The organism is Spongiactinospora gelatinilytica (genome assembly GCF_003236385.1).
In the GTDB taxonomy this organism is placed as follows: domain Bacteria; phylum Actinomycetota; class Actinomycetes; order Streptosporangiales; family Streptosporangiaceae; genus Spongiactinospora; species Spongiactinospora gelatinilytica.
The window spans coordinates 1-9,431 of the sequence record NZ_POUA01000308.1; the positions used below are offsets into that span (position 1 = coordinate 1).

Genomic DNA, 9,431 nt, shown 5'->3' on the forward strand with positions numbered 1-9,431 from the left:
GGCGGGGCCGCTCGGCGGGGCGGCGTGCCTGCCGCCCGCGGAGCGTTCCTGCGGTGGTGCGGCCTGCGGCGCGGCGGCAGGCGGGGGCATGCCGCAGGTGTCGCAGTAACCGTCCTGCATGGTCCCGGTGCAGCCGGGCTGCATGCACGCGCTCATCCGGCCTCTCCCATCCGCTTGATCGCCCGCTGGTAGGCGGCCACCGCCACGGTGGACTGACGCAGGTCGCACGGCGCCGTCCAGAGCAGTTCGCGCGCCTGCCGATAGAGGTAGGCCAGTGCCGAGTCCTCGCCCATGCCCAGGCGGACCGCCTTGGCACGGAACGCCTCCAGCCGGCCGCGCAGCTCGTCGCGCCGGTCCAGCAGCCCGGTGACGTGGGCGGTGGCGGCGTGGGCCTGGTCCAGCGCGGCGGCGGTGGCGCGCTCCAAGTCGGCGAGGCGTTCGGCCAGCTCGGTCCAGTCCGCCCGGCCGTACAGGGTGGTGAGCGCGGCCAGCCGGTCGGCCAGGGTGGCCGCCTGGCCGGGCAGCGCGGGCAGCACCGGGGTGGCGATCTTGACGAGCGCGGTCTCGCAGGCCGCGCGGGTCTCCGCCTCCGCCTCGGCCACCCCGGAGATGCGCATGGCCACCTCGTCGGACCGCCGCTGGTAGTCGTCCTTGATGCGCAGGGCCTGTTCCAGCACGCGGCGGCGTTCGGCCAGCTCGGCGAGCATCGCGTCGAGGGCCACCAGCTCGCGCGGGTCGCCGCCGGCGTAGGCGAGCGGATCGGCGCGGGCCTCGTCGCGCAGTCTGAGCAGGTCGGCGCCGATGCGGTCGAGTTCGTCGTCGGTGCCGCCGAGCCGGGCGAGCACGTCGCCGGCGGCCCGCAGGGCGGCCTCCGCCTCGTTCAGCCGGGGGGCGAGCACGCTCCACGCGGCGTCGGCGGCGGCGACGGTCTGCGCGCTGCCCTGGTAGGCGGTGTCCATCCGGGCCATGACCTGGTCGAGGGTGAGCCATTCCGCGGTCGGGCGTACGAGGGAGCGCCGCTCCACGGGCACGTCCTCGACCTTCATCTCCACCGACGGGCCGCGCAGCAGGTCGGTGAGCGTTTCCAGCTCAGAGCCGCCGAGCCGCCGCCCGCCGTCGGCGATCTCCTCGGCCCGCGCCAGCACCCGGCTGTAGGCGTCGAACAGCCACCACAGCGTGGCGATGCCGGCCTGCGCCTCGTCCCAGCGGCGTCCGGTCTCCCCACCGAGTGCGGCCCCCTTGAGCAACTGGTGGCCGGGGTGCCGCTCCAGGTCGAGCAGGTCGGCGGACAGCCGGTCGCGCTCACCACGACGTCGCCGCAGGGCGTCTCGCACGTCCTCGGCGCTCATGGGCGGCCCGCTCGTGCCCACCGCTTTCCCCCGCCCCACATTTCATCGCCCCGTATCGACCGCCCCCGCTGGGTGATCTCCTCAGTCTTGGACAGTCCACGAGGCCGACTAGTTTGCCGTTTTTCTCAATCTTTGTACATTGCGGTCCCGCGTGCGACCCGGTTCGTCGGCGCGCCGTACTTGTGTGACCCCTCCGTGACCCTGTCACATCGCCCGCATCCCGGCATAGATCCCGCCTCCTCGGGAACGTGCCGGTATTGAGCATCCACGCAGCGCATCTGGGGGGAACCATGCTGCAGGGCAAGTCCATCGCCTTCCTCCTCGCGCCCGAGGGCGTCGAGCAGGTCGAGCTCACCGAACCGTGGCGCGCGATCCAGCGGGCCGGCGGCACGCCACGGCTGATCTCCACCAGGGCCGGGCGGGCACAGGCGTTCAACCACCTCGACAAGGCCGACACCTTCGAGGTCGACGCGACCGTGACGCAGGTCTCCCCCGCCGACTTCGACGGCCTGGTGCTCCCCGGCGGCGTCGCCAACCCCGACTTCCTGCGCACCGACCGGGACGCGGTGCGATTCGTCGGCGGATTCTTCGAGGCGGGCAAGCCGGTCGCGGCCATCTGTCACGCTCCGTGGACGCTGATCGAAGCCGACGTCGTGCGCGGCCGTACGCTCACGTCCTGGCCGAGCCTCCAGACCGACCTGCGCAACGCGGGCGCGACCTGGGTCGATGAGGAGGTCGTCATCTGCACGGACGGCCCGAACCTGCTGGTCACCAGCCGCAAGCCGGACGACCTCAAGGCGTTCGGCCAGGCCGCGGTGGACGCCATGGTGGCCGTCGAACCGTGACCGGCCGCCGCGTCGGCATGCGGACCGCCTGTAACGCCACGGAGTCACCGGCAGATCAACTGGTCTGACCACAGGCCAAGGGAGACTCCTGGATGCCCGATCCGTCCGCGGACCCGATCGCACTGATCACCGCGTGGGCCGGAGGCCCGGTGACGATCACCGAGATCGAGGGCGGGCGCGGCCACCGCGTGGCCCGGGTCGAGGCGGGCGGCGGCCGGCGCTGGCTGCTGCGCGTGCTCGACCCCGGGGTGGCGGCGGCCGGGCTCGGCCTCGAACCGGAAACCGAGATCGCCAACACCCGGCAGGCGGCGGTCAGCGGCGTCGGGCCGCAGGTCGTCCACCGGCTCGCGGGGCTGCCGGCGTTGCTGCTGGAAGACATCGAGGGGCGCGCGCTGGACGCCGCCGCCGTACGCGAGCCGGACCTGATCCCGGGCATCGCCCGGGCCTGCCGGCGGCTGCACGCCGGACCGGCGTTCGCGAACGATTTCTCGATCTTCGCCGAGCTGGAGGGCCTGCTGGGCCTGTGCCGGCGGCGCGGTCTGCCGGTGCCCGACGGCCACGCCGACCGGCTGCCCGCCGTCGCCGACATCGAACGGGCCCTCGCGCACTGGCCGCTGCCCGCCGTACCGTGCCACAACGGCCTGCTGCCGCAGACCCTGATCGCGGCGGACGGCGGCGAGGTGCGGATCACGGACTACCGGCTCTCCGGCAACCACGACCCGGCCTTCGACCTGGGCGACGTCGCCGCCGAGGCGGACTATCCGGCCGACCTGGTGCCCATGCTGGCCGGCGCCTACTTCGGCGGGCCCGACCGGCGGCTGTTCGCCAGGGTCGCGCTCTATCGCATCGTGTCGGATCTCGTGTGCGCGCTGCGGTCGGCGGTCCGCCACGGGCTGCTGGTGGGACCGGCCGATCCCCGCGCCGGGGAAAGGACCCGCCGGGCCGTACGCCACCTGGACGACCCGGCCTTCGGACGGCTGATCGACGACGCCCGGGGGCTGCCGTCCTTCTGAGCGGCCCTTTGAGCGGCCTGGCTAGATGCCGGCGGTCGCCTCGAAGGCCGTGGCCACCCGCACACGCGCCTCGTCCATGCCGGCCGGGCGATCCTCGCGGCTCAGCGAGGTCATGTCCACGTCGGGCATGCCGCAGGCCACCGCCCACTGCCACGGGGTGAGGTCGCCGTCGACGTTGAGGGCGAACCCGTGGCTGGTCACGCCGCGGCTCTGGCGCATGCCGATGGAGACGATCTTGCGTCCGGTGCGGACCGTCCACACCCCGGTGAGCAGCTCCGAGCCGGGCGGGGTGTCCCGGCGCTCGGCCTCGACGCCGAGCGCCCGCAGCGCGGCCACCATCCGCAGCTCGACCTCGCGGACGTAGTCGACGATGCCCTCCGTCTCGCCCAGCTTGACGATCAGGTAGCCGACGAGCTGGCCGGGGCCGTGGTAGGTGAGCTGGCCGCCGCGGCCCGTGGTCACGACCGGGATGTCATGGCCGTCCACGGGCAGGTGCTCCGGCAGCGTGCGCTTGCCCACCGTGTAGACGGCGGGGTGGCTGAGCAGCCAGAGCGTGTCGGGGCGCGCGTCCCGCTGCCGCTCCTCCACCAGGGCGGCCATGCGTTCCATCGCCTTTTCGTACTCGACCAGGTCGTCCTGGATCATCGACAGCGGCCGTTGCCTCATGGAGACAGCTTAGCTCCGGGATTTTCACTGGTAGTAGGGCGCGGTGGGGCTGCCCGTCACGGGGGCCTTGCGGATGAAGATCCACATGAGCAGGTAGATGATGAACTGCGGCCCCGGCAGGATGCACGAGAGCACGAACAGCAGCCGCACCAAGTTGGGCGACCAGCCCATGCGCTCGGCGATGCCGCCGCACACGCCCGCGATCACCTTGTGTCGTCTTGACCGGTACACCTTGTCCTCCCGCTGTTTTGGTCTCACCCACGAAAACGACCCGGCCGCGGATCATCGTTCCTACTCCCGCCCCTGACAAAACCCTGACCTCGTCCCTGAGACCCGGCCCCCCGCTACCCTGATGCCCTACGTTCCCCTGCCCAGACCTGCCAGCCACTCCGCCGCCCGCGCCACGTCCTCCCTCGTCAGCCCGCCCTCGGCGGCCACCTCGACGAGCAGGAAGTCACCCACGTCGGAGCGGGCGCGCAGATAGTCCTCATCCGCCGCCGAGACCGCGTCGTCGAACCACACGAACGGCCGCCCAGCGGCGTAGTCGGCAACGTGCGGCGTCTTGCACATCTCACCGAAGTCGCGCCCCCGCGCGGGAACCGCCGAGGGCGGCATCGGGATCACCGGCAGCGCGGGCAGCCCGAGGCGTGGGCCGATCCAGTCGTTGGCCGCGTCTTCCCATGTCGTGGCCCAGACCAGGGCGGACCCGGTGTCTCTGGCCAGGGCGAGCAGCCAGTCTCCGTGGGCGCGACTGAGCCGGACCTTATATAACGTTCCATCAATAACGCAGTCATATGTCCGAAAATCGCCCGATCGACGGCCGGTCGGATTGAGCACCCCGTCCACATCTACCAGCAGCAACGGCTGTTCCGCCATGGTCGTTATGGTACGGCCGGGCAATTAGTCCGGGGGTTCTGGCGAAGCGCGGTCTGGCGGGTTAAGTTCCCCTAAGCATGCTTCGGGGGTTTGCAATCCTTACCTCGCTGGAGGAACCCTATGCGGTTATCGCTGCGCCAACGCGTGGTCCGTGCCGTCACCCTGGCCACGGCCCTCACGTTGCCACTGGCCTTCGCGCCACCGGCCTCGGCACAGTCCGGCCCGGTGGCCGACATCTTCGCCAAACTCCTGGAGAAAAGCGTCACCGGGGCGAACGTCAAGAAGCACCTCAACGCCCTGCAGTCCATCGCCGACGCCAACGGCGGCAACCGCGCCGCGGGCACGCCGGGCTACGACGCCTCGGTCGCCTATGTCGCGGGCAAGCTGCGCAAGGCCGGGTACCGGGTGAGCACCACCGATGTGCAGTTCCCCAAGAGCTGGGAGGAACTGTCCCCGCCCGTCCTGGAACAGGTCGCCCCGACGCCGACCACCTACGCCACGCCCGCGGACTTCGTCACCGTGATCTCCTCGGGCTCGGGCGACGTGACCGCCGAGGTCCAGGTCGTGGATCCGACCCTGCCGCCCACGCCGACGCCGAGTTCCACGGCGGGCTGTGAGGCCGCGGACTGGGCCGGGTTCGTGCCCGGCAGGATCGCGCTCATCCAGCGCGGCACCTGCTCCTACGCGCAGAAGGCGGACAACGCCAAGGCCGCGGGCGCGGCGGCGGTGATCTTCTTCAACGAGGGGCAGCCGGGCCGAACCGACGCCTACGCCTTCGACATCGCCGAGTGGCGCTACGGCTTCCCCGTGGTGTTCACCAGCTTCGCCGTCGGGTCCGACCTGGCCGACTCGCCGGGCACCCGCGTGCGCGTCCGGACCGACACCGAGGTCGAGCTCGGCACCACCAGGAACGTCATCGCCGAGACCCGTGGCGGCGACCGTGACGACGTGGTCATGGTCGGCGCGCACCTGGACAGCGTCCACGAGGGTCCGGGCATCAACGACAACGGCTCGGGCACCGCGGCCGTCCTTGAGGTCGCCCTGCGACTTTCGCACTTCCCGGTGCGCAACAAGGTGCGGTTCGCGTTCTGGGGGGCCGAGGAACTCGGCATACTCGGCTCCGAGCAGTACGTCGCCGAACTCTCCCCCGCCGAACGCGACCGGATCAGGCTCTACCTGAACTTCGACATGGTCGCCTCGCCCAACTACGCCTACAAGCTGTACGACGGCGACAACTCCGACAACGTCGGCTCCCCGGCGGGCCCGGAGGGATCGGCGCAGATCGAGAAGCGGCTGGCGAGGTTCTTCGACCGCCGGCGCCTCGGCCACGTCGGCACCGACTTCGACGGCCGCTCCGACTACGGGCCGTTCATCGCCAACGGCATCCCGGCCGGCGGCATCTTCACCGGCGCCGAGGGCATCAAGACCGAGGCCGAGGCGAAGCTGTTCGGCGGGCAGGCGGGCGTCGCCTACGACTCCTGCTACCACCAGGCGTGCGACACCATCACCAACATCAACGCGACGGCGCTGGACGTCAACGCCGACGCCATCGCGGTGGCCACCGCCACCTACGCGTTCGACCTGTCGTCCATCCCGCGGCGCGCGGCCACCGCCACCGCCGCCACCGGCACCGGCACCGGCACCGGCACCACCGTGCCGCTGAAGGGGGCCTCGGCCTCCTGACCGCACCGCGTACGACGGGCCCCGGCGCACAGCCGGGGCCCGTCCTCGCTCCCGAACGCCGACCGACATGTCTGGATACAGGGTTCGGATAACCGGTGACGAACACCCCCGTTCCCCCGCGAACCCTGACCCGGTACAACGACCGGCCGCGCGGCCTCCCAGCCTCCGCTAGCCTCGCCTTCTCACGTACTTGTCGGACCGCCGCCCTTCGGACCCGGAACGGCGCGGCATCACCGTGGAAGGTGTCTTCGCTTGATCGGCTGGTTTGAGGCGACCGTACTGGGCGTCCTGCAGGGGCTGACGGAGTTCCTGCCGATCTCCTCCAGTGCCCATATCCGTGTCGTGTCCGCCTTCTTTCATTGGCCGGACCCCGGCGCGGCCTTCACCGCGGTGATCCAGCTCGGCACCGAGGCCGCGGTGCTCATTTACTTCCGCAAGCGGATCTGGGACATCATCAGCACCTGGACCCGCTCCCTGTGGACCCCCCACCTGCGCCAGGAGCAGGCCGCCAGGATGGGCTGGTTCGTGATCGCGGGCAGCATCCCGATCGGCGTGCTCGGCCTCGCCTTCAAAGACCAGATCGAGACCGTGGTCCGCGACCTGCGCCTGGTCGGCACCTGCCTGATCGTCTTCGGCCTGCTGCTCGCCCTGGCCGACTACATGGCCCGCAACAAGCTCACCCTGGACCAGCACCTCAACCTCCCGCACGCCGTCACCTACGGCCTGGCGCAGGCGCTCGCGCTGATCCCCGGCGTCTCGCGCTCCGGCGGCACCACGGGCGCGGGCCTGATCCTCGGCTACCGCAGGGAGGAGGCCGCCGAGTACTCCTTCCTGCTGGCGATCCCCGCCGTGCTCATGTCCGGCCTGTTCGAGCTGCGCGAGATCGACGGGGCGCACGCCCCGGCCTGGGGCCCGACGATCCTGGCCACCGTCATCTCGTTCGCGGTCGGCTACGGGATCATCGCCTGGTTCCTGCGGTTCATCAGCACCCACCGGTTCACCAGCTTCGTCATCTACCGGGTCCTGCTCGGCGTGCTGGTCATCGCGCTGGTGTCCTTCGGCGTGATCCCCGCCTGATCCGCCGGGTTTCTCCGGGGTAGTCGCCGCTTGTGAGCAGGGTGCCCGTCTGGTCGCCTAAACGATAGCTTGCTATCGTTTAGGCGAAGACAAGCGTGGCCCCGAAGGTGCACAACCCAGGAGGGAACATGAGCGAGTCTGCGGTCCTGCCGTTCCACATGCGGCGGACGGCTTTTGATCCGGTCCCGGAGCTGGCCGAGCTGCGCGACACGGACGGCGTGCGGCGAATGCAGACCCCATTCGGCGAGTTGTGGCTGGTCACCCGGTACGCGGAAGTCCGGTCGGTGTTGTCGGACCCGGCGCGGTTCCCGATCATCGACACGCCTATCGAGCAGTCGGCGGACCTCTCCGCGGAAGACCTGGCGAGGTTCCGGGCGGGCAACCTGCTCGCGCACGACCCGCCCGAGCACAGCCGGCTGCGCCGGATGCTGACGCCGGAGTTCACCGTCCGGCGGATGCGCAGACTGGTGCCGCGGGTGACGGAGATCGTGGAAGACCGCCTGGACGCGATGGAGCGGCTCGGCCCGCCGGTGGACCTCGTCACCGAATTCGCGCTGCCCATCCCGTCGCTGGTCATCTGTGAACTGCTCGGCGTGCCGTATTCGGACAGGAACGAGTTCCACGAACGCTCCAGCCGCATCCTGGACCTGTCGATACCGCTGGACGAGCGCCTGGCGCTGCGCGAGGAGTCGCGCGACTACATGAGCACGCTGGTCGCCCGCGCCCGGGTCGAGCCCGGCGACGACCTGCTCGGCATGCTGGTACGCGAGCACGGCGACGAGCTGACCATGGAAGAGCTGACCGGCATCGGCCACCTGTTGCTGGTCGCCGGGCACGAGACCACCTCCAACATGCTGGCCCTCGGCACGCTGGCCCTGCTGCGCCATCCCGAGCAGGCCGAGCTGCTGGCCAAGGAGCCCGAGCGGGTCGAGGACGCGGTGGAGGAGCTGCTGCGCTGGCTCAGCATCGTGCACAGCGGCACCCACAAGCGGGCCGCGGCCGACACCGAGCTGTCCGGTCACACGATCCGGGCGGGCGAGCGGGTGGTCTGCGTACTGCCCGCGGCCAACCGCGATCCCGCGCTGCTTTCCGGGCCGGAGAAGCTGGACATCACCCGGGAGTCCACCGGGCACGTCGCGTTCGGCCACGGTGTGCACCACTGCCTGGGCGCGCCGCTGGCCCGGATGGAGATGCGCGCCGCCTTCCCGGCCCTGCTGCGCCGTTTCCCCGGCCTGCGGCCGGTGGGCGAGCCGAAGTTCCGGGTGTTCAGCATCGTGTACGGGCTCGACGAGTTCAAGGTGGCCTGGTAGGTCCGCCGGCCCCTGCTAGCGTTCGCCCTGTGCAGCAGAGGCGGACAAAGGACCAGACAACCCCCCAGACGCGACGGGCGGACGCGCAGCGCAACTTCGACAGGATCGTTCGGGCCGCGCTCGAAGCCCTGAAGGAGGACGGCCCCGCCGTACCGCTGGACGAGATCGCCCGCCGCGCCGGTGTGGGGGTGGCGACCGTCTACCGCCGGTTCGTTGACCGGGACGGCGTGATCAAGGCCGCGTTCGAGACCTACTTCGCGGAGGAGATCGAACCCGCCGTGCTCGCCGCCCGCGCGGCCGAGGACCCGAGGCGCGGGCTGGCGGAGGCGTTGACCGTGGCGGTGGAGACGTTGCCCGCGCACCGGTCGTTGCTGGCCGCCGCCCGTGAGTCGGGGGCGTTCACCGTGGAGATCGCCGAGCGGTTCATGGGCCCGCTCGGCGAGGTGCTGACCGCCGCGCAGCAGCGTGGCCTGGTACGCGGCGACCTCATCACCCGCGATCTCGCCGCCATCGTGGTGATGACGTTGGCGACCGCCCACGAGGGCGACCGCGGGTGCGACGACCCGCGTCGCTACCTGGCCCTGCTGCTGGACGGCACGCGCCCGTCCCCCG

At 71.2% G+C, this 9,431-nt stretch carries 10 protein-coding genes; 6 read left to right on the forward strand and 4 right to left on the reverse strand.

The features are described 5' to 3' along the window. Positions 1 to 152: 152 nt before the first annotated feature. Positions 153 to 1,349 carry a hypothetical protein gene (locus tag C1I98_RS29375; RefSeq protein ID WP_146607695.1) on the reverse strand — a complete coding sequence of 399 codons (1,197 nt, stop codon included), beginning with the start codon at positions 1,347 to 1,349 and terminating at the stop codon, positions 153 to 155. 290 nt (positions 1,350 to 1,639) lie between these two features. On the opposite strand from C1I98_RS29375, the gene C1I98_RS29380 reads away from it, so the two are divergent. Further along, positions 1,640 to 2,194, forward strand: coding sequence for a type 1 glutamine amidotransferase domain-containing protein (locus C1I98_RS29380; RefSeq protein WP_111170654.1), 555 nt, complete (start codon positions 1,640 to 1,642; stop codon positions 2,192 to 2,194). 92 nt (positions 2,195 to 2,286) lie between these two features. Next, positions 2,287 to 3,207: a protein kinase family protein gene (locus C1I98_RS29385; RefSeq protein ID WP_111170647.1), complete on the forward strand. Its 921-nt coding sequence runs from the start codon at positions 2,287 to 2,289 to the stop codon at positions 3,205 to 3,207. Positions 3,208 to 3,228: 21 nt separating this feature from the next. Here the strand turns inward: C1I98_RS29385 and lipB are convergent, their stop codons facing one another. From lipB to C1I98_RS29400, 3 genes are all read right to left on the reverse strand, one after another. Further along, positions 3,229 to 3,873, reverse strand: a complete 645-nt coding sequence (lipB, locus tag C1I98_RS29390) for a lipoyl(octanoyl) transferase LipB (RefSeq protein ID WP_111170648.1) — start codon at positions 3,871 to 3,873, stop codon at positions 3,229 to 3,231. A gap of 24 nt (positions 3,874 to 3,897) precedes the next feature. Continuing rightward, positions 3,898 to 4,131, reverse strand: a complete 234-nt coding sequence (locus C1I98_RS29395; RefSeq protein WP_233508292.1) for a PspC domain-containing protein — start codon at positions 4,129 to 4,131, stop codon at positions 3,898 to 3,900. A 99-nt stretch (positions 4,132 to 4,230) separates the two neighbouring features. Continuing rightward, positions 4,231 to 4,749: an HAD domain-containing protein gene (locus C1I98_RS29400; protein ID WP_111170650.1), complete on the reverse strand. Its 519-nt coding sequence runs from the start codon at positions 4,747 to 4,749 to the stop codon at positions 4,231 to 4,233. Positions 4,750 to 4,869: 120 nt separating this feature from the next. Between C1I98_RS29400 and C1I98_RS29405 the strand changes: the two genes are divergently transcribed. From C1I98_RS29405 to C1I98_RS29420, 4 genes are all read left to right on the forward strand, one after another. Next, positions 4,870 to 6,432 carry a M28 family metallopeptidase gene (locus tag C1I98_RS29405; protein WP_111170651.1) on the forward strand — a complete coding sequence of 521 codons (1,563 nt, stop codon included), beginning with the start codon at positions 4,870 to 4,872 and terminating at the stop codon, positions 6,430 to 6,432. Positions 6,433 to 6,684: 252 nt separating this feature from the next. Next, on the forward strand, positions 6,685 to 7,509 hold the full coding sequence (locus C1I98_RS29410) for an undecaprenyl-diphosphate phosphatase (protein ID WP_233508293.1): 825 nt from the start codon (positions 6,685 to 6,687) through the stop codon (positions 7,507 to 7,509). A gap of 128 nt (positions 7,510 to 7,637) precedes the next feature. Continuing rightward, a complete protein-coding gene (locus tag C1I98_RS29415; protein WP_111170652.1) occupies positions 7,638 to 8,819 on the forward strand; it encodes a cytochrome P450 in 1,182 nt (393 codons plus the stop codon). Between the two features lie 29 nt (positions 8,820 to 8,848). Next, positions 8,849 to 9,431, forward strand: a 583-nt coding sequence (locus tag C1I98_RS29420; RefSeq protein WP_111170653.1) for a TetR/AcrR family transcriptional regulator, incomplete at its 3' end; no start/stop codon positions are given.

Bases quoted from the DNA above. Each gene is read 5' to 3' on its own strand.
- lipB (WP_111170648.1), bottom strand. From the start codon at position 3,873: ATGAGGCAACGGCCGCTGTCGATGATCCAGGACGACCTGGTCGAGTAC.
- C1I98_RS29385 (WP_111170647.1), top strand. From the start codon at position 2,287: ATGCCCGATCCGTCCGCGGACCCGATCGCACTGATCACCGCGTGGGCC.
- C1I98_RS29405 (WP_111170651.1), top strand. From the start codon at position 4,870: ATGCGGTTATCGCTGCGCCAACGCGTGGTCCGTGCCGTCACCCTGGCC.
- C1I98_RS29375 (WP_146607695.1), bottom strand. From the start codon at position 1,349: ATGAGCGCCGAGGACGTGCGAGACGCCCTGCGGCGACGTCGTGGTGAG.
- C1I98_RS29415 (WP_111170652.1), top strand. From the start codon at position 7,638: ATGAGCGAGTCTGCGGTCCTGCCGTTCCACATGCGGCGGACGGCTTTT.
- C1I98_RS29400 (WP_111170650.1), bottom strand. From the start codon at position 4,749: ATGGCGGAACAGCCGTTGCTGCTGGTAGATGTGGACGGGGTGCTCAAT.
- C1I98_RS29380 (WP_111170654.1), top strand. From the start codon at position 1,640: ATGCTGCAGGGCAAGTCCATCGCCTTCCTCCTCGCGCCCGAGGGCGTC.